The 19,425-nt window shown below is 49.7% G+C and carries 17 protein-coding genes; 5 read left to right on the top strand and 12 right to left on the bottom strand.

Annotation, left to right across the window (positions count from 1 at the left end; all coding sequences use genetic code 11):
- The 5 genes from OGX67_RS12845 to syd all read right to left on the bottom strand — a co-directional run.
- Positions 1 to 1,238 (bottom strand): DUF8093 domain-containing protein (locus OGX67_RS12845; RefSeq protein ID WP_286526590.1); only part of this gene is annotated, 1,238 nt, incomplete at its 3' end.
- A 325-nt stretch (positions 1,239 to 1,563) separates the two neighbouring features.
- A complete protein-coding gene (locus OGX67_RS12840; RefSeq protein ID WP_003034096.1) occupies positions 1,564 to 2,013 on the bottom strand; it encodes a flavodoxin in 450 nt (149 codons plus the stop codon).
- A 31-nt stretch (positions 2,014 to 2,044) separates the two neighbouring features.
- Positions 2,045 to 2,815 (bottom strand): tRNA pseudouridine(65) synthase TruC, encoded by a 771-nt coding sequence (truC, locus tag OGX67_RS12835; RefSeq protein WP_257651629.1) that lies wholly within the window; start codon positions 2,813 to 2,815, stop codon positions 2,045 to 2,047.
- Positions 2,815 to 3,144, bottom strand: coding sequence for a YqcC family protein (locus tag OGX67_RS12830; RefSeq protein WP_003034091.1), 330 nt, complete (start codon positions 3,142 to 3,144; stop codon positions 2,815 to 2,817). The genes truC and OGX67_RS12830 overlap by 1 nt, the downstream gene beginning before the upstream one ends.
- Before the next feature lie 634 nt (positions 3,145 to 3,778).
- On the bottom strand, positions 3,779 to 4,324 hold the full coding sequence (gene syd / locus OGX67_RS12825; RefSeq protein ID WP_003034087.1) for a SecY-interacting protein: 546 nt from the start codon (positions 4,322 to 4,324) through the stop codon (positions 3,779 to 3,781).
- 68 nt (positions 4,325 to 4,392) lie between these two features.
- Here syd and queF point away from each other — a divergent pair, with 68 nt between their 5' ends.
- The 5 genes from queF (at position 4,393) to xni (ending at position 10,911) form a co-directional block, all read left to right on the top strand.
- Positions 4,393 to 5,241, top strand: coding sequence for an NADPH-dependent 7-cyano-7-deazaguanine reductase QueF (gene queF / locus OGX67_RS12820; protein WP_134215080.1), 849 nt, complete (start codon positions 4,393 to 4,395; stop codon positions 5,239 to 5,241).
- A gap of 112 nt (positions 5,242 to 5,353) precedes the next feature.
- Positions 5,354 to 6,718, top strand: coding sequence for a nucleotide 5'-monophosphate nucleosidase PpnN (gene ppnN, locus OGX67_RS12815; RefSeq protein ID WP_003034076.1), 1,365 nt, complete (start codon positions 5,354 to 5,356; stop codon positions 6,716 to 6,718).
- Positions 6,719 to 7,278: 560 nt separating this feature from the next.
- Entirely contained in the window at positions 7,279 to 8,568 is a 1,290-nt protein-coding gene (locus OGX67_RS12810) for an HAAAP family serine/threonine permease (protein ID WP_003034073.1), read from the top strand.
- A 53-nt stretch (positions 8,569 to 8,621) separates the two neighbouring features.
- Positions 8,622 to 9,989: an L-serine ammonia-lyase gene (locus OGX67_RS12805; protein ID WP_003825661.1), complete on the top strand. Its 1,368-nt coding sequence runs from the start codon at positions 8,622 to 8,624 to the stop codon at positions 9,987 to 9,989.
- Positions 9,990 to 10,155: 166 nt separating this feature from the next.
- Positions 10,156 to 10,911 carry a flap endonuclease Xni gene (gene xni, locus OGX67_RS12800; protein ID WP_257651630.1) on the top strand — a complete coding sequence of 252 codons (756 nt, stop codon included), beginning with the start codon at positions 10,156 to 10,158 and terminating at the stop codon, positions 10,909 to 10,911.
- Positions 10,912 to 10,987: 76 nt separating this feature from the next.
- Here xni and fucO read toward each other — a convergent pair whose 3' ends face one another.
- From fucO to OGX67_RS12765, 7 genes are all read right to left on the bottom strand, one after another.
- A complete protein-coding gene (fucO, locus tag OGX67_RS12795; protein ID WP_003034064.1) occupies positions 10,988 to 12,136 on the bottom strand; it encodes a lactaldehyde reductase in 1,149 nt (382 codons plus the stop codon).
- 27 nt (positions 12,137 to 12,163) lie between these two features.
- Positions 12,164 to 12,811: an L-fuculose-phosphate aldolase gene (gene fucA, locus OGX67_RS12790; protein ID WP_003034062.1), complete on the bottom strand. Its 648-nt coding sequence runs from the start codon at positions 12,809 to 12,811 to the stop codon at positions 12,164 to 12,166.
- 141 nt (positions 12,812 to 12,952) lie between these two features.
- The gene (locus tag OGX67_RS12785) at positions 12,953 to 13,951 is read right to left on the bottom strand and encodes a LacI family DNA-binding transcriptional regulator (RefSeq protein ID WP_003034060.1); all 999 of its coding nucleotides are present in this window, start codon (positions 13,949 to 13,951) and stop codon (positions 12,953 to 12,955) included.
- Positions 13,952 to 14,017: 66 nt separating this feature from the next.
- Positions 14,018 to 15,598 (bottom strand): FGGY-family carbohydrate kinase, encoded by a 1,581-nt coding sequence (locus OGX67_RS12780; RefSeq protein ID WP_286526587.1) that lies wholly within the window; start codon positions 15,596 to 15,598, stop codon positions 14,018 to 14,020.
- Positions 15,599 to 15,651: 53 nt separating this feature from the next.
- On the bottom strand, positions 15,652 to 16,602 hold the full coding sequence (locus OGX67_RS12775; protein WP_003034057.1) for an ABC transporter substrate-binding protein: 951 nt from the start codon (positions 16,600 to 16,602) through the stop codon (positions 15,652 to 15,654).
- Between the two features lie 73 nt (positions 16,603 to 16,675).
- On the bottom strand, positions 16,676 to 17,659 hold the full coding sequence (locus tag OGX67_RS12770) for an ABC transporter permease (protein WP_003034055.1): 984 nt from the start codon (positions 17,657 to 17,659) through the stop codon (positions 16,676 to 16,678).
- Between the two features lie 3 nt (positions 17,660 to 17,662).
- On the bottom strand, positions 17,663 to 19,162 hold the full coding sequence (locus tag OGX67_RS12765) for a sugar ABC transporter ATP-binding protein (RefSeq protein ID WP_003034052.1): 1,500 nt from the start codon (positions 19,160 to 19,162) through the stop codon (positions 17,663 to 17,665).
- Positions 19,163 to 19,425: the final 263 nt, after the last annotated feature.

Genomic DNA, 19,425 nt, shown 5'->3' with positions numbered 1-19,425 from the left:
CTCATTATTTTTATCAGTTTCGCTGATGTTTCTATGTAGCTTGCATACCCCTCAATATCCTTTACACCTGTTTGATCCCACTTATGCATAATCGATTTGGTTGATAAACCTAATGCCTGCTTTATATCTTCATATTGTTTTAAATTTAGCCGTTCTTTTGAGAATTTATTCAAAATACCGTCTAATTTTTTAAATAGCCGTTCTCGTTGACCAAAAAACTCCTCTCCAGAAATACGACCAGAATTACTACTATATGTTTTCTTATAAAGCTCCTGTATTTCATTGAGTGTTTTATTTATTTCTTCATAATATCCACCACCAGCATCCTTTATGTAACCTAAGATATCCCCACTTTGTCCTAAAGCATCACTGTATAGTTGTGAAGAAAAAATATCCACGGAAGCTCTGTTTTCGTGTAACACACGGGCTTCTGGCAGTGTTAATGGTGCAAGCGCTTTATCAATTCTATCACGCGCTTTTTGCAATGTTTCAATCTGTTGCTGATCTTGCTTTTCAGGATCAACTACAAGCAGAATTGAACCCGGTTGTTTTTTTATATCTGGATTGAGCTTGTGATATAACTCACGTGTACCATCCGGAGGATTAATAAAAAACCTGGATTCGAAAGATGACGGTGTGGCCTCATAGGGCAGTACGCAAAATCCCGCATCTACAGGTTCACGGGACGATTTATCCTCTTCAACCGGACATGAAGGCCCTGGTACTACGGTAAGAGGTTTTAGTGTGGGTGCAATATAACCTGGTGCGCCATACTCAATCTTTTGAGTAGGTCTGGGTTTTCTCCCCTGCTCCCTGTCGAGCGTTTCCTGATAAGCTCTCCTTACGCTCTCTTCGAAGATGCTGTCGAATATATCGGGCATAAATGGTTCATAAACTAACTCTCCGTCCTCATCAAAATAAAAAGGATTTCTGTCCCAGGACCAATGCTCACCACAATCAATCGCTATTATCCCGCCCACATATAATTTGTGTTGTATCTCATCATAAATGGGATTACATCTACCAATGGGGGGTCTTTCATACGCAACGGAAGAATATCGGTTTACATTCCATTTTCTCTGTGGCAGGCCAACTATAGCTGAGCGCTGATTTTTATTATCATCAAGTTCATAATATATCCTTGCTAACCTAAGACCTTCTTTAGGTGACACTATTTTTTCAAAGACCTCTAATCTGGCACTTTGGCTAAAATCCCGAGTGTTATATAAAGTAAACAAGTTCCCCTCCTTAGCTTAATAATTTCCGTTATTATCATTTTATCTCATTTATTCATCTCATTAATTCATTCATAACTCTCAGTTGTTTGAGTCTGCTTTTTATTAAAACATGATGACTGGGTTACTTGTTTGTGCTTTTGATCTCATAAATAATAAAAAAACCCGAATTTAATTTATATAAATTCGGGTTACAAATAAAACCATGCGATTGTATTTATAATACAGATAAATTAAAGCAATTTTTCCTTATTTATAATCAGATTGTTCTCTCCATGTCCATCATTTGTTACAGGCCCGTGCTAGCAAATCGCCGCCGGGCGAGAGATTATTTGAGCAAGGTTCCCCAGTTTTCTACCCAGGGGTTGGATTCGCTTTCTGGTTCAGGATGTTCGCTGGCGTCAATCAGCAACATTTCACCCACGCGCTGTGCGCTTTGCTCCTGTAACAGCGCATCAAACTGTTTGCCACCATTGCAGAAATTAACGTAGCTGCTGTCGCCCAGCGCAATTACCCCATAATGCAGATTTGGCTGGAAACCGAGATTATCTTTGATCCCCTGAAACAGCGGCACAATGCTATCGGGCAGATCGCCCTGCCCGGTCGTTGAGGTCACCACCAGCACATATTTATCCTGATATGCCTGCCAGTCGCTGAGCTCCGGATCTTCAAACACCGTGGCTTTATGACCCTGTGCCGTCAAAATGGCCTCGGCCTCTTCAGCAACCAGCAGTGCGTTTCCGTACATCGTGCCGACAAAAATTCCAATTTCCGCCATAACCGTAATCTCCTGGGACTTAAGAATCTATCTACTCATCCTGACCTGACCGCCCGACGAACTCAACCCTTTCATTCTCAGGGAGAAGTCCACGCCAGCCAAATTGTGACAATGCCTGCATCCAGACGTCATCCAGCCCGGCGCGAATAACCAGCGGCTCACCGGTGAATGGATGCGTCAGCGCAAGCTGGCTGGCATGCAGCATCAACCGCTGACAGCCAAAATGCTCTGCGGCGCTGCGGTTTTGCCGTAAATCACCGTGCTTGCTGTCGCCAATTATCGGATGGCGTAAGTGGGCCAGATGGCGCCTGAGCTGGTGTTTCCGACCGGTTTTAGGATCCAGCTCCACCAGCCCGTAACGGGTGGTCGGATAACGTCCGGTCGCTACCGGCATTTCTACCGTTGCCAGGCCGCGATAATGGGTGACGGCAGGCTGCGGGCCTTTATCATCGCGGGCAAACTTATCGGCAATCTTATCCAGCTCTTCGACCAACGGGTAATCCAGCACGGTATCATCCATCAGCCAGCCACGCACAATCGCATGATAGCGTTTCTGAATTTGATGATGTTCAAACTGCTGAGACAACAAACGCCCGGCTTCGCTGGACAGTCCCATCAGCAGCACACCGGAGGTTGGTCTGTCGAGTCGATGGGCGGTAAAAACGTGCTGACCAATTTGGTCTCGCACCGTTTGCATCACCACCACTTTCTCATCCCGGTCGAGCCAACTGCGGTGAACCAACCAGCCCGAAGGTTTATTGACGGCAACCAGCCATTCGTCCTGATAAAGAATTTCCAGCATCAGGCGTTATCACTGGTAAACAGCGCATCCAGCTCCTGCAATGCCGCCAGGAGAATGTCGCGTTGCGGATGATCGGCTGCTAGCGCCATTTCGTAATACGGTGCAACGGCAAAAGCCTGCGGAAGCGGCTGCGCGTTATCGAGTAGCGTATGCATGCGGGGAATCAACACCCACTGCAGCCACTCGACCGGCTCCATGGTATCCATACAAAAAGGCTGCGTACTGGTAAACAGATGCTCTGCTGGCTCATCCATCCGCCAGTGATTATGTTCACGCAGTAGCGCTTCAAGTGCGTGTAACTGCTGGCGCACACGGTCATGAGTCGTCATGAAATAAACCTCAATGATGAAAAATCTGGCGCGAAGAATAGCACTAGTGGAAGGAAATAAAAAAAGGGAGCACTGTAAAAAAAACAGTGCTCCCGGTTCGTTTCGCAGCATTCCAGCTACTTTTAGTGCTCCCTGCTCATCCGTGACAACTTTTCCTGTGGTCTTGCGACCTTGTTCATCCTGAACTTTTGCATCCTGCTCACATCACCCCGATGTGAAAACTTCATCCTGAAGTATCCTGGCCATCCTGACCCGCCGAACATCCTGACCGGCTCTCATTCTCCGTCCTGGAGGTGTCCTTTAACGCATCCAGCGTCTTCCTCTTTGCTTCGTCCTGAAGCCTGTCCTTGCAACACCATCCTGGTGTGTCCAGGTGAAGAGCCATCATCCTGATGTTCTCTTCGTTGTGCGACTCCTTGTCGACAGATATAGAATCGCCTGTTTCGCTTTGTCTTACAAGATGCTTACAGGCTTACCCTTACGATTATTTTCGTATGAAAGTTGACAATAAAATACTAACCAATTGAATAATAATAAATTATTATTTTATCAATTCATTAAGTCTTTACTTATCACCTGGCAATGTCCTACAGGGTTTGTAAGAGATCTCTCACAAGGTTCAGGGCAAACAGGATTACAGAACTGGCTTAAGTTGAGTGAGGAATTCCGCAAGTGAGGCCGCCAGCACCGTTCGTTTACGGGTTCCCAGCGTTTCTTTGCACACTTCACCGGACAGATTGCACACCGAAATGACGTCAAGCTCATTATCTTGTGTGGCAATAAAAAGCGTAGGCGAAAGCTTAAGTCGCTTTTGCGTAACCAAGTGACCAATCAGGTTTTCCTGAACACGCCTGAAGTCATCTTCACTCCAGGTCTGCAGCAGCGTCAGCTTTTCATCCGCAAACTGCGCGTGCATATCCCCGGCAAACTGGGTGGTGTAAAAAGCGTGAACGGCAGGTTGTATCACAATATCAAATGCCCGTTCAACCGCATTGAGGTTTTTTTCGCCGACAAAAGGTTGAGGCTGCCAAAATACCGCATCGTCTGTGGAAGAAATGATGCACGGAGAAGGTACGCCATACAGCTCTTCACTGAGTGGCCAACTGTTGTTTTTTTCATGCCATGCGTCGCAATAACGCGTCGTAAAGGCTACCAACGCCTGCGCTGTCAATTCGTCCACTGATTTCTCTCTTCACAAAAGCCAGGATACACTTGTCGCATAGTGTATCTGGTTTATGACGGTGAAACATGTCCTCTTATGAAAATCATCAGGCGCTTGACGGCCTGACTCTAGGTAAATCAACGGATTACCGAGACAATTACGATGCAAGTCTGTTGCAGGGCGTTCCGCGCAGCCTGAACCGCGATCCGCTGGATTTAAAGGCCGATACCCTGCCTTTTCACGGTGCGGATATCTGGACGCTGTATGAACTGTCGTGGCTGAATGCCAACGGCTTACCGCAGGTCGCAGTCGGTCACGTGGAACTGGATTACACCAGCGTAAATCTGATTGAATCGAAAAGCTTTAAGCTTTACCTGAACAGTTTTAATCAGACGCGTTTTGATTCCTGGGATGCGGTACGTCAGACACTGGAAAACGATCTTCGCGCCTGCGCTCAGGGCGATGTCAGCGTGGCGCTGTACCGCCTTGACGAACTGGAAGGGCAGCCTATAGCCCACTTTAACGGCACCTGTATCGACAATCAGGATATCGTCATCGATAACTACCAGTTCAGCACTGCGTATCTGGAAAATGCCGTGAGCGGTGAAAAGGCAGTGGAAGAGACACTGGTCAGCCATCTGCTGAAGTCCAACTGTTTAATCACCCACCAGCCAGACTGGGGCTCCATACAAATTCAGTATCGCGGACGTAAAATCGACAGAGAGAAGCTGCTGCGTTACCTGGTCTCCTTCCGCCACCATAACGAGTTTCATGAACAGTGTGTGGAACGCATTTTCAATGACATTCTGCGCTTCTGCCAGCCGGAGAAACTGAGCGTTTACGCACGCTACACGCGACGTGGTGGCCTGGACATTAACCCATGGCGCACCAACACCGATTTCACTCCGGCAACCGGTCGTCTGGTACGTCAGTAATCTTTTTTCTCAATTTTGCGTGTCGGATTCCGCGCACAAGGTTGTGAAAGGTCATAAGCCAGGGCTATTGTAATCACAGGGAATGACGTGTTGCGTCCCATAAGGAGTTTACTTGATTACACATATTAGCCCGCTTGGCTCAATGGACATGTTGTCGCAGCTGGAAGTCGATATGCTTAAACGCACGGCCAGCAGCGACCTGTATCAACTGTTTCGTAACTGTTCGCTTGCCGTTCTGAACTCCGGCAGTTTGACCGACAACAGTAAAGAACTGCTGTCACGCTTTGAAAGTTTCGATATTAACGTACTGCGCCGCGAACGGGGCGTGAAGCTGGAACTGATCAACCCACCTGAAGATGCGTTTGTTGATGGACGCATTATTCGTGCGCTACAGGCTAACCTGTTTGCCGTGCTGCGCGACATTCTGTTCGTCAATGGCCAGATCCATAACGCCGGTCGTTTTCAGCATCTGGATCTCGAAAGCTCGGTCCATATCACCAACCTCGTATTCTCGATCCTGCGTAATGCCCGGGCGCTGCACGTCGGTGAAGCGCCGAACATGGTCGTCTGCTGGGGCGGTCACTCAATCAACGAAAATGAGTACCTGTACGCCCGTCGCGTCGGCACCCAGTTGGGCCTGCGCGAACTGAACATCTGTACCGGCTGCGGTCCAGGGGCTATGGAAGCGCCAATGAAAGGCGCTGCGGTAGGCCACGCCCAGCAGCGATACAAAGACAGCCGCTTTATTGGCATGACCGAACCGTCAATCATCGCCGCTGAACCGCCTAACCCGCTGGTAAACGAACTGATCATCATGCCGGACATTGAAAAACGTCTGGAAGCGTTCGTGCGTATCGCCCACGGTATTATCATCTTCCCGGGTGGCGTAGGGACAGCGGAAGAGCTGCTGTATCTGCTGGGGATCCTGATGAATCCGGCCAACAAAGATCAGGTTCTACCACTGATCCTGACCGGACCAAAAGAGAGTGCGGATTACTTCCGCGTGCTGGACGAATTTATCGTGCACACGCTGGGAGAAGATGCGCGTCGCCACTATCGCATTATCATTGACGATGCAGCGGAAGTGGCGCGCCTGATGAAAAAAGCGATGCCGCTGGTGAAAGAAAACCGTCGCGACACAGGTGATGCTTACAGCTTTAACTGGTCGATTCGTATCGCGCCCGATCTGCAGATGCCGTTCGAACCGTCCCATGAAAACATGGCCAACCTGAAGCTGTACCCGGATCAGCCCGTTGAAGTACTGGCGGCCGATCTACGTCGCGCATTCTCCGGTATTGTGGCTGGTAACGTGAAGGAAGTCGGCATCCGCGCTATTGAAGAGTTTGGCCCGTACAAAATCCACGGTGACCGCGAAATGATGCGCCGCATGGACGATCTCCTGCAGGGCTTTGTTGCACAACATCGTATGAAGTTACCGGGCACTGCGTATATCCCTTGTTACGAGATCTGCGCCTAACCTTCTACACCCGCTAGCAGCACTATAGCGATGACAGTTTTGTCCATATCAAAGCCGGGTTTGGCGCATTTGCCTCCCGGCTTTTTTTAGTGATACCAGTCACATAGCTCTGACAATCACATAAACACCAGTGATGATTCATTAAAAACAGCGTACCACGCAAACGATTACCTTGAAAAACCAACCGTGATTTATCTTAGTAAATTATTATTAGTCGCCGAAATCATCTAAAAACAACAGTTTTTACAGCTGAACACGCCTATCTTCGCGCCTTCGCTTTCATGAGATATGTCGTTAATGTTAGCCTTCGCGCCCGTAAATTCGCTTTGACTATTTTTTAACAGATTAATGGCCCAAATTTATCCACATAAAAGGTGGATTATTGCATTTGGGATCCCGATCACTGATACATTCATTACTAAAATGTATCTTTCCGCCCGAAAATTATTACGGCGAAAAATTATATAAAAATCGCTCAACGAATTTCGATTTACAGCCGGGTACTTTCTCATTGGATTGACCTCAAACCCGACTTTTTAAGCTTCCTCCAGGAGAAATAGATGGAAAACACTCAAACCAGCACTATCGTTACGGGCCAGACCCGCAGCGCATGGCGCAAGACAGACACCATGTGGATGCTGGGCCTTTACGGCACGGCGATTGGCGCGGGTGTATTGTTCCTGCCGATCAACGCAGGCGTAGGCGGTATGATCCCGCTGATCATCATGGCGATCCTTGCCTTCCCAATGACCTTCTTTGCACACCGCGGTCTGACTCGCTTTGTGCTGTCCGGTAAAAATCCGGGTGAAGACATCACCGAAGTTGTAGAAGAACACTTCGGCGTTGGCGCAGGTAAACTGATTACCCTGCTCTACTTCTTCGCTATCTACCCGATTCTGTTGGTTTACAGCGTAGCAATCACCAATACCGTTGAAAGCTTCCTGACCCATCAGCTGGCGATTACTCCTCCGCCGCGTGCAATCCTGTCTCTGATCCTGATTGTCGGCATGATGACCATCGTGCGCTTCGGAGAGCAGATGATCGTTAAGGCGATGAGCATCCTGGTATTCCCGTTCGTTGCGGCTCTGATGCTGCTGGCGCTGTATCTGATCCCTCAGTGGAGCGGTGCGATTCTGGAAACCATGTCTTTTGACTCTGCGGCAACCACCGGGAACGGCCTGCTGTTGACCCTGTGGCTGGCGATTCCGGTAATGGTGTTCTCCTTCAACCACTCCCCGATCATCTCCTCCTTCGCCGTGGCGAAGCGTGAAGAGTACGGTGATGAAGCTGAGAAGAAATGCTCCAAGATTCTGGCATTCGCTCACATCATGATGGTACTGACCGTTATGTTCTTCGTCTTCAGCTGTGTATTCAGCCTGACCCCGGCGGACCTGGCAGCAGCAAAAGAGCAGAACATCTCGATTCTGTCTTACCTGGCGAACCACTTTAACGCGCCGATTATTGCCTGGATGGCACCGATCATCGCGATTATCGCTATCACCAAATCCTTCCTCGGCCACTACCTGGGCGCACGTGAAGGCTTCAACGGGATGGTGATTAAGTCTCTGCGCGGCAAAGGCAAATCCATCGAAATCAACAAACTGAACAAAATCACTGCACTGTTCATGCTGGTAACCACCTGGATTGTGGCGACACTGAACCCGAGCATCCTCGGTATGATTGAGACCCTGGGTGGCCCAATCATCGCGATGATTCTGTTCCTGATGCCGATGTATGCCATCCAGAAAGTACCGGCAATGCGTAAGTACAGCGGCCATATCAGCAACGTCTTCGTTGTGATTATGGGCCTGATCGCTATCTCCGCTATTTTCTACTCTCTGTTCAGTTAATTCCCCTGCGCCGCTCTTCGGGGCGGCGCATCTCGATACACAATGGACGCCTCATGATTAGCGTATTCGATATTTTCAAAATCGGCATTGGCCCTTCCAGCTCCCACACTGTTGGCCCGATGAAAGCAGGCAAACAATTCACGGATGACCTGATTGCACGCGGAATTCTCACTGACGTAACCCGCGTAGTGGTTGATGTCTATGGCTCCTTATCTCTGACGGGGAAAGGTCACCATACCGACATCGCGATTATTATGGGCCTGGCGGGTAATCTGCCGGATACCGTAGACATTGATGCCATCCCTTCCTTTATCCAGGATGTGAATACTCACGGGCGTTTGCTGCTGGCAGACGGTCAACATGAGGTCGAGTTCCCGGTCGACAAGTGCATGAATTTCCATACGGACAATCTGTCCCTGCACGAAAACGGGATGCGTATTACCGCACTGGCGGGCGAAAAAGCCATTTACAGCCAGACTTACTATTCCATTGGCGGTGGGTTCATCGTTGATGAAGAACATTTTGGTTTACCGAACAACTCTCCGGTAAACGTGCCGTATCCGTATAAATCCGCAGCTGATTTGCAACGTCATTGCCAGGAAACCGGCCTGTCACTTTCCGGTCTGATGATGCAAAACGAACTGGCCCTGCACAGCAAAGAAGAGCTGGAACAGCACTTTGCTAACGTCTGGGAAGTGATGCGTAGCGGGATTGAGCGCGGCATCACCACCGAAGGTGTATTGCCGGGCAAACTGCGCGTTCCGCGTCGTGCTGCTGCGCTGCGTCGCATGTTGGTCAGCAGCGACAAAACCACCACTGACCCGATGGCGGTTGTTGACTGGATCAACATGTTCGCGCTGGCCGTGAACGAAGAAAACGCAGCAGGTGGACGTGTAGTTACCGCGCCAACCAACGGTGCATGCGGGATTGTTCCTGCCGTACTGGCGTATTACGACAAGTTTATCCGTGAAGTGAACGCTAACTCGCTGGCACGCTATATGTTGGTCGCGAGCGCCATTGGTTCACTGTATAAAATGAACGCCTCTATCTCTGGTGCCGAAGTCGGCTGTCAGGGTGAAGTTGGCGTGGCCTGCTCCATGGCAGCGGCTGGTCTGGCTGAACTGCTGGGTGGTAGTCCAATGCAGGTGTGCATCGCGGCGGAAATCGGTATGGAACATAACCTGGGTCTGACCTGCGATCCGGTTGCCGGCCAGGTACAAGTACCGTGCATTGAGCGTAACGCGATCGCGTCCGTGAAAGCGGTGAACGCCGCACGTATGGCGCTGCGCCGTACCAGTGAGCCACGCGTGTGCCTCGATAAAGTTATCGAGACCATGTACGAAACCGGTAAAGACATGAATGCCAAATACCGCGAAACATCTCGCGGCGGTTTGGCAATGAAAATTGTCACCTGCGATTAAGTCCCTCCCCATTGCCGGATGGCGCAAGCTTATCCGGCCTACAGTGCCGTATTCATTTGTAGGCCGGATAAGGTGTCAGCCGCCATCCGGCAAAATGTTGTATCAGATCTTCGCCTCCACTCGCCGTGAATGTTACCCTACAGACTGATTTGTTAGGGAGAACACCGTGGCCGTCCATCTGCTCATTGTCGATGCACTGAATCTTATCCGCCGAATTCACGCCGTACAGGGCTCCCCCTGCGTGGAGACGTGCCAGCACGCGCTCGATCAGTTGATTGTGCACAGTCAGCCCACACACGCCGTGGCGGTATTTGATGACGAAGCGCGCAACAGCGGCTGGCGTCACCAACGCTTACCTGACTACAAAGCCGGTCGCCCGCCAATGCCTGACGATTTACACAAGGAAATGCCCGCCTTACGCACCGCTTTTGAACAACGCGGTGTCTGCTGCTGGGAATCCAGCGGGAATGAAGCCGATGATTTAGCCGCAACTCTGGCGGTGAAAGTTAGCCAGGCCGGACATCAGGCAACCATCGTCTCAACCGATAAAGGCTATTGTCAGCTACTCTCCCCAACGCTGCGTATTCGCGATTATTTCCAGAAACGCTGGCTGGATGCGCCGTTTATCGAGAAAGAGTTCGGCGTACTGCCGCAACAGTTGCCTGATTACTGGGGACTGGCAGGGATCAGCAGTTCTAAGATACCTGGGGTTGCCGGTATTGGTCCTAAAAGCGCCACACAATTGTTGACGCAGTTTCCAACGCTGGAAGCACTGTATGAACATCTGGATGACGTACCGGAGAAATGGCGTAAGAAACTCGAAGAACATCGGGAGATGGCGTTTTTGTGCCGCGATATCGCGCGGCTGCAAACGGACTTACATATCGACGGAAACCTACAGCAGCTACGGCTGGCACGGTAGTCTTTTTTTCGGATGGCGCTGCGCTTATCCGGCCTACTTAACGCATAACCCTGTAGGCCAGATAAACGCCAGGTAATTACCAGGCGGTATGGTACAGCTCAACGATATCCCCAAGGCTCGCTTCACGCGGATTTCCCCCGGTACAAACATCGTCAAATGCGGCTTGCGCCAATGCAGGAATATCCTCTTTACGGACGCCAACATCGCGTAAGTGCAGTGGGATCCCTACATCGCGATTAAGGGCGAAGACAGCATCCACTGCCGCTTTGCGTGCTTGCGCCAACGTCAGTCCTTCAACCTTAACCCCCATTACCCGGGCAATATCGCGGAATTTTTCCCCAGTGAATTCGGCGTTGTAGTGCATCACGTGCGGCAGCAAAATGGCATTCGCGATGCCGTGCGGCGTGTTGTAGAACGCGCCTAACGGGTGTGCCATGCCATGCACTAATCCCAGACCAACGTTGGAGAAGCCCATCCCGGCAACGTACTGGCCCAGGGCCATCGCTTCACCCGCCTGGCTGTCACCCGCAACGGAACCGCGCAATGACCCGGCAATAATTTCGATGGCTTTAATGTGCAGCGCATCGGTAAGCGCCCACGCTGCCCGGGTGATGTAACCTTCAATGGCATGAGTCAGTGCATCTACCCCAGTAGCCGCTTTTAATGCAGCAGGCATGCCGTCCATCATATCAGCATCGATGAACGCCACCTGCGGGATGTCATGTGGATCGACACAAACAAACTTACGCCGATTCTCTTCGTCAGTGATCACGTAGTTAATGGTCACTTCCGCCGCTGTTCCCGCGGTGGTTGGGATAGCCATAACTGGCACGCTCGGGAAGCGTGTCGGCGATAACCCTTCAAGGCTGCGTACATCCGCAAACTCCGGGTTATTATTGATTATGCCAATCGCTTTACAGGTATCCTGCGGGGAGCCTCCGCCGATTGCTATCAGATAGTCTGCGCCGCTTTGCTGAAAGACACTCAATCCTTCCTGCACTACCGCAATGGTTGGATTAGGAATAACGCCTGAATAGATTTCCCATGCCAGACCTGCAGCATCCATTCGGGAAGTCACTTTCTCAACAACGCCGCACTGCACCAGATTTTTATCAGTCACAATCAACGCCTTGCGATAACCGCGACGAATAACTTCATCGGTTAATGCGCCAACAGCCCCCCGGCCAAACCATGCCGTTTCATTCAGAATCATTCTGTTCGCCATTGTATTTCTCCTTTTCGCTATGCGAAATTACTCTTCAATGCGTAATCCGTAAGATTTGAATTTCTCCAGCACAATAGCGATCTCCTCGTCATCCAGCACCGGCACCGGGTCAACAATCGCCAGCGTGCTCAGGTACAGACGGGCCAGAACTTCCACTTCATGCGCCAACCACAGTGCTTTTTCCAAATTCGCTTCGCAAGCAATCAACCCATGGTGCTGTAAAAGCGTTGCCTTACGGTTTTTCAGGGCGACGCTCACATGCTCTGACAACTCTCGTGTACCAAACGTCGCATAAGGCGCACACGGAATAGAGTTCCCCCCCGCCGCTGCAATCATGTAGTGAATTGCCGGGATAGGGCGATTAAGAATTGAAACGGCCGTGCAGTGTACGGCATGGTTATGGACAACCGCATTGGCATCCGGACGCGTCTGGTATGCCGCCAGGTGAAAACGCCATTCACTGGAGGGTAATTGTCCTTTATCATATTTCCCGTCGTTATCTACATACACGATCATGTTTTCAGTAAGTCTTTCGTAAGGAATACCGCTGGGCGTGATCAGCATCCCGTTTTCATAACGCGCACTCACATTTCCCGCCGTCCCCTGATTCAATCCAAGGCTGGTCATTTCCAGACAGGTTTCAATGATTTCTCGCGACAAACGCATTCTTTCCATAATGATTCTCCGGGTACAGTTTCCCCTCGTCTTTATTGCGAAAAATGCAGCCGCAGAATAAGACGGGTCAGGTTTCAGGTACAGGCAGCCACTGAACGTATTTATTCAGATTCAGTTGGCCGATTTATTTATAGCGACATATTAAGGTTGTCTTACGCGCTTAATAAGTTTCATCTCAACTTTTACAGTTTCTTTAATTGGGTGATCATCAATAGCACTCATCATCATATCGAATGCTTTTTCCGCCCAGACATTTTCATCCTGTTGCATTGACCAGACATTATTGGCGAGGAATCCCAGCATTGGGTGTTCATCGAATGTCCCAATATTAATTTCCGGTGGAATTGTGCCTAAACGATTACGAATAGCGTTAATGGCCCCCTCCAGTACCGGTAATGATGAGGCGATAAACGCCTGCGGACAGCCCTGTTCGCCGATCAACTCATCCATCAGTCGATAACCACCTTCAGGTGTGTTGTCCGGACCTTCGCGCACCCAATCTCTATGTGAAATGCCATTATTGTTCAATGCATTAAGATAACCTTGCAAACGATCACCAATGCTGGGCAATCCGGTATCCCCCACTAAAAACCAGATTGGCGACTTTCCAGCGTCAAACAGACTCTGCGTCAATTTCTCGCCGCCCAAGATGTTATGACTTTCTACCAGTGCGTTATCGGTATACTTAAAATCACGGTCAAGTAACACCATCGGTTTTCTGACCTGACGTAAATGGTGTTGCTGATTCTCTAACGTTGAGGGAACAATAAAAAGGCCATCGACATTACGGGCGATTAACGCTTTGGTCAGTTTATTTTCGTAATCAACATCGTCATAGGTACAGCTAATCGTTAACTGATAACCTGAACGACGACAGCGTTGCTCAAGTTTTTCTGCGAGTGTGGCAAAAAAGACGTTGGAAATATTGGGTACAATCAATCCCAAAGTATCCGTTTTATTTAATTTCAGGCTACGTGCTGAATGGTTAATGACGTAACCATAGCGCTCGACATATTCATTAATACGCGTTTGGGTTTTGACACTGATTCGATATTGCTCTGCTTTCCCGTTCAGCACCAGTCGTACGGTCGTAACCGATAAATTCAGATCGCTGGCTATCTGTTCTACTGTTTTAGCCATCTATATGCCCCAGTCCACATCCAAAAACGTCAATCTACAATCATAAAAGTATTTTAAACTTTTGTCTTACTGCATAAGTTGGTTAATCGCCTGCTGCTGATCCCACAGCATCAGATAAGCCTGGTATTTGCGATCATAGAAGTTCCGCCGCGCCGGGTTCGCCTTAATCACCTCGCCCGATCGAACCATCGCCCGGCATGCGGACGGTATAGTTGCCCACGCGCCGCATGCTACCGCGCCAGTGATAGCCGCACCTAACGTCACCGCATCCTCTTCCTGCATAAGATGAATATCGCATCCGGTAGCATCGGCATATTCTCTCATCCACAGTGGGTTATGCGTTGCGCCGCCGCACAGCGTCAGTCGGGAAATGGTGTGACCGTTTTCACGCATCACTTCCATAATATGCCGCGTACCGCAGGCGATCGCCTGTAATGTCGCCAGGTACAGACGAGCTACCTGCATCTCGCCTCGTTCCAGCGTCAAACCACAGATGCTGCCTCGAGCATCGGGCCGTGCGCGCGGCGAACGATTACCGTGGTGATCGGCAAGCACATGCAGATAACGACCAGGCTCAGACTCCTGCTCCTCAAGTGCGGCAACCCATTCATTAACTAAAACAATGGGATGGCAGCCCCGGGCCTCAGCTTTGTGAAACAGCTCAGCACTGGCTCCTGATTCCTGAAGCGTCCAGTCGACTAACGCCCCAGCAGCACTCTGCCCCCCTTCCGTCAGCCAGTAGCCTGGCAGCATGGCTGACCAATAAGGCCCCCAAACACCTGGCGTATGAATTTCCTGCTCGCTGCACAGCATATGGCAATTTGACGTTCCGCTAATCAGCGCCAACGTCCCCTCAGGCTCAACCCCGGCAAGCGCAACTCCGCCAGCATGGGCATCAATCATACCGCTGGCGACGACCACTGCAGTCGTCAGCCCCAGCGCCTGGGCCGAATCGCTGCTAAGCGTTCCAACGCCAGCGCCTGGCGGAAGAATACGCGACGGGATTTTGCCCAACAAATCCGTTAATTCAACGGCGTCTAGCAGGGAGTGGCTAAAGCGTTGTTCATGTGCCAGATAGTTCCATTTACAGGTCAGCGTGCACAAACCGGCAACATCTGTGGCGGTAGCTTTAGAGACCAGAAAGTCCGCCAGATCGTAGAAGCGATGTGCGCTCTCCCAGGTGGCTGGAAAATGTTTTTTCAGCCATAGCACTTTGGGAAGCTCCATTTCGACGCTGACTTCACCGCCAACGTAGCGTAGAGACGGATCCTGCGTGGCGTTAATACGCTGCGTCTCCTGCGACGCACGATGATCCATCCACATGATGATGTTATGGTCTGACGGTTCGCCTGGTGAAACCGCCAGGCCCCGCCCCTGTTCATCCAGTACCACCAATGAACAGGTGGCATCAAATCCCAGTGAACGAATCTCCTCGACGGGAACCCCGGATGACGACACCGCCTCCTTCACTGCCTGGCAAACCTGCTGCCAGATTTCTGCAGATGACTGCTCAACCCGCTCAGGACCGGGTCGAAACTGCGAGATGGGGCGTGTCGCAAAAGCCAGCCGTGTGCCACTGGCATCAAAGACACCAGCCCTGACGCTGGCGGAACCGATATCCACACCGAGGAAATATCCACTGCCCATAGTAACTCCCTGACGCTGGCTAATGATGGGGCGAGCACCTCGCCCCAACGGTCTTATTTTTTACCGAATGGGTGTAACAATTTGTCAATTTCTGGGGTATCAATGTTCTTCGCACTGACAAATTTCACCGGAATATCAATCTCTTTCGGTACAGACTGACCCGATACCGCTGCATTCAGCGTCTTGATACCCTGGTAGCCAATCTGATAAGCGTCCTGCACCACAAAGCCCTGAATAACCCCAGACTTCAGGAAGGCTATGATTGCCTCAGTGCTATCAAAACCAATCACTTTCACTTTGCCTTTCAGGTTCTGACTATCAATAGCGTTTGCTACGCCCAGCGTTGAACCTTCATTCGTGCCATAAATCCCTGCAATATCAGGATTGGCCTGGATCATATCGATGGTTTTATCCATCGCCTTTTGCGGATCGCCATCACTGTACTGGACCGGTAGCACCTGAATATCCGGATATTTCTCCTTCATACGGGCAATAAACCCTTCCGAACGCTCAATCGCTGAGGAGGTCCCCGCTACGTGCGCAATAATGCCCACTTTTCCTTTGCTGCCCACTTCCGCTGCCAGCGCGTCTGCGGCTTCTGCACCGGCTTTACGGTTATTCGTGGCGACAAAGCTCACCGGGATATCAGAATTCACGCCGGAGTCAAACGTCACAACTTTAATGCCGCGTGAATTTGCGGTCTCTACTAATGGCGCAAGCGCGTTGGCATCTAACGCTGCCAGTAATAATCCATTGGGTTTTTGCGCCATCGCGTTTTCAACCAACTGAATCTGCTCAGCAATTTGAGTTTCATCCGCCGGGCCAACATAGCTGGTTTTATCGCCCAACTCTTTTGCTGCCGCTTCCGTCCCCATTTTTACGGTTTGCCAGAATTCATGCTGGAAACCTTTACTGACCACCGGAAGGTTCATATCTTTAGCCAATACGCTGGATGTCATACAGGCCAGCAGGGATAACGCATAGACAAAATTCCTGGTTCTCATTGTTTTACTCCGTTCTGAGTGAGTCACCCTAAACGTCAGGGTTATGATGCCCCGTGACTTCCGGGAGCGTAAATCAACGAATTTTTTTGCGTAATGTATCGAGATAAACCGCGGCAATGACCACCACGCCCATGGCAACCATTTGCCAGAACTGGGAAACGCCCATCAGGTTCAGACCATTCTTCAGCACGCTCATAATGAATGCGCCGATGATCGTGCCGCCGATGGTGCCAATTCCGCCCATCAGGCTCGTACCGCCAATAACAACCGCCGCGATGGCTTCCAGCTCATACCCCACGCCGACCGTTGGTTGTCCTGAGTTCAAACGAGAAGCCAGAATAACCCCGGCAATCCCGGTCAACAGACCGCAAAAGGCGTAGACGAAAATTTTGACGCGCTGAACTTTAATACCGGAAAGATGGGCGGCCACCTCATTGCTACCCACGGCGTAAACATAGCGACCAATCACCGTTTTCTTCAGGATGTAGGCGGCGATTAGCGCCACCACCACCAGATAAAAAACGGGATAAGGCAGCACATCGAACAAACGTCCCTGGGCCAGCATTTTGAAGGTGGGGTAATCAGCGAAATAAATCGCACGACCATCGGTCATCACCATATTGATGCCTCTGACTGACATCATCAGGCCCAGCGTGGCGATAAAAGGCGGGATAGTCATTTTGGTAACCAGCAGGCCGTTGATATAGCCGCATAATCCCCCGGCCAGCACCCCCGCCAGAATACATACGGGCAGAGGCAATCCCAGCGTGGCGCTGATGCCTACCGCAACACCAGAAAAGGCCACTACCGAGCCAAGAGAAAGATCGATTCCTGAAGTGATAATGACGAAGGTAACGCCAATTGCCATGATGCCAATCACTGACGTTTGCAAGGCAATTGTCATGATGTTTTCAGTGTTAAAGAAAAATGGCGAACCAAAACTAAAAAATATTACTAAAATAATCAGACTCAAAAGCGGCGCCAGGCGCATTAAAAGTTCTTTGTTAATTTTTATTTTCTTATTATTGCTGTCTGAAGAGGTTACAGAGATAGTCATAAATTAGTCCTCTAACGTCGCGTATTGCATGATTTTTTCTTGTGTGGCGTCATCAGAAGCTAACTCCCCGGTAATACGTCCATTACGCATAACCAAAATGCGATCGCACATACCCAGCACTTCCGGTAATTCAGAGGAGATCATGATAATTGACTTCCCTTTTGCCACCAGTCGATTCATTAATTCATAAATTTCAAGTTTGGCCCCCACATCAATACCGCGAGTGGGTTCGTCAAAGATGAGAATATCGGTATCTTTACACACCCATCTGGCAATAATAATTTTCTGCTGATTACCGCCACTTAAATTCAGTGCAGCCTGCTCTAAATGTGGTGTTTTAATCCGTAGGGCTTTAACCTGTTCCTCGCTGGTTTTCTGACAACGTTTGCTGTCCACATTGCCATAGCGGTCAGAATATTCAGGATAATTGCCCAACATAATATTACGCTCAACGGACAGTCCTAATGCCAGCCCCTCTTTTTTTCTGTCCTCGGTTAAATAGCTGATACCCTGTTGGATAGCATCAGGAATATCTTTAATTACCGTCACTTTTCCGTTTAGCTTGAGGGTACCGCCATCAATGGGATCCGCGCCAAAAATCGCCCGCGCCAGCTCGGTACGCCCTGCGCCCATCAGACCGGCAAAACCCAATATTTCGCCCTGATACAGGGTGAAATCAATGTTGTTCAGTACACCATTACGAGTCAGACCGCTGACTTCCAACACCGGCTTACGTTGAGCCAAAGGTCCACGACGAGGATAGATATTGCCGAGGTCCCGCCCAACCATCATGGCAATCAGGTCGCTAATTTTAACCGCATCATAATCTACAGTGGCAATAAACTGACCATCACGCATCACCGTCGCACGATCGGCTATCAGCGCCAGTTCTTCCAGCCTGTGCGAGATATAAACAATGCCCGTCCCCTGTTCTTTCAGCAAACGGGTTACCTGAAATAAGCTGTCGATTTCCGTTTCCGTCAGTGCCGCCGTCGGTTCATCCATAATAAGGATCTTGGCATTCACCGATATCGCTTTAGCAATCTCAACCATTTGTTGTTGCGCGACGGTCAGATCGGCCACCAACGTTTCTGGGGAGATATTCAGGTTTAATTTTTGCAAAATATCGATAGCAGCCTGTCGCTGTTGTTTTTCATCCAGACGCCAGCGGTTATTTTTGCAAAACTCCCTGCCAATAAAAATATTTTCTTCTACCGTGAGTTCAGGGAAAAGATTAAATTCCTGGTGAATAATCGTGATACCTGCGCTTTGTGCGCTCAACGGGTTCGCAAAAGAAACAGATTGCCCTTCAAAAATAATATCTCCTTCATCAGGCTGATAAACACCGGATAAAATCTTCATCAACGTAGACTTTCCTGCGCCATTCTCACCCAGCAGCGCATGAACCTCGCCTTTGCGTAAAGCAAAATCCACATTACTCAACGCTAATACGCCGGGAAAACGTTTCGTAATATGACTCATCTGTAAAAATGTTTCAGACATTGCTGCTTTCCTCAATATACAGAAACTGCAATCAGTGAATCAGGCGAAAAAACGTTGCCAGGAAGCCATCGTCACCGTTAATGCGAATACTACCTATACGTTCATATGCGTTTTATCAATTATGCTAACTCGAGTTAGCGAAGTGCCTTTTAAAGCTATTTTAGCTACTCAAATTAGCCAAATCATTTGGTTTAAATCTGTGACGCTGAACAAACAATTTATTGCAAATACTTAATTTAAAAGAATTTATATAAAAATATGCG

The organism is Citrobacter sp. Cf118 (genome assembly GCF_030334095.1).
GTDB classification, from domain to species: domain Bacteria; phylum Pseudomonadota; class Gammaproteobacteria; order Enterobacterales; family Enterobacteriaceae; genus Citrobacter; species Citrobacter freundii.
Note: the sequence above shows the minus strand (reverse complement) of the source record. Positions and strands in the feature narration are given on the sequence as shown.

Coding starts and splice junctions, on each gene's coding strand:
- OGX67_RS12775 (WP_003034057.1), bottom strand. CDS start 16,602: ATGAGAACCAGGAATTTTGTCTATGCGTTATCCCTGCTGGCCTGTATG.
- OGX67_RS12785 (WP_003034060.1), bottom strand. CDS start 13,951: ATGGCTAAAACAGTAGAACAGATAGCCAGCGATCTGAATTTATCGGTT.
- OGX67_RS12780 (WP_286526587.1), bottom strand. CDS start 15,598: ATGGGCAGTGGATATTTCCTCGGTGTGGATATCGGTTCCGCCAGCGTC.
- fucO (WP_003034064.1), bottom strand. CDS start 12,136: ATGGCGAACAGAATGATTCTGAATGAAACGGCATGGTTTGGCCGGGGG.
- OGX67_RS12805 (WP_003825661.1), top strand. CDS start 8,622: ATGATTAGCGTATTCGATATTTTCAAAATCGGCATTGGCCCTTCCAGC.
- truC (WP_257651629.1), bottom strand. CDS start 2,815: ATGCTGGAAATTCTTTATCAGGACGAATGGCTGGTTGCCGTCAATAAA.
- queF (WP_134215080.1), top strand. CDS start 4,393: ATGTCCTCTTATGAAAATCATCAGGCGCTTGACGGCCTGACTCTAGGT.
- OGX67_RS12765 (WP_003034052.1), bottom strand. CDS start 19,162: ATGTCTGAAACATTTTTACAGATGAGTCATATTACGAAACGTTTTCCC.
- OGX67_RS12770 (WP_003034055.1), bottom strand. CDS start 17,659: ATGACTATCTCTGTAACCTCTTCAGACAGCAATAATAAGAAAATAAAA.
- fucA (WP_003034062.1), bottom strand. CDS start 12,811: ATGGAAAGAATGCGTTTGTCGCGAGAAATCATTGAAACCTGTCTGGAA.
- OGX67_RS12810 (WP_003034073.1), top strand. CDS start 7,279: ATGGAAAACACTCAAACCAGCACTATCGTTACGGGCCAGACCCGCAGC.
- OGX67_RS12840 (WP_003034096.1), bottom strand. CDS start 2,013: ATGGCGGAAATTGGAATTTTTGTCGGCACGATGTACGGAAACGCACTG.
- OGX67_RS12830 (WP_003034091.1), bottom strand. CDS start 3,144: ATGACGACTCATGACCGTGTGCGCCAGCAGTTACACGCACTTGAAGCG.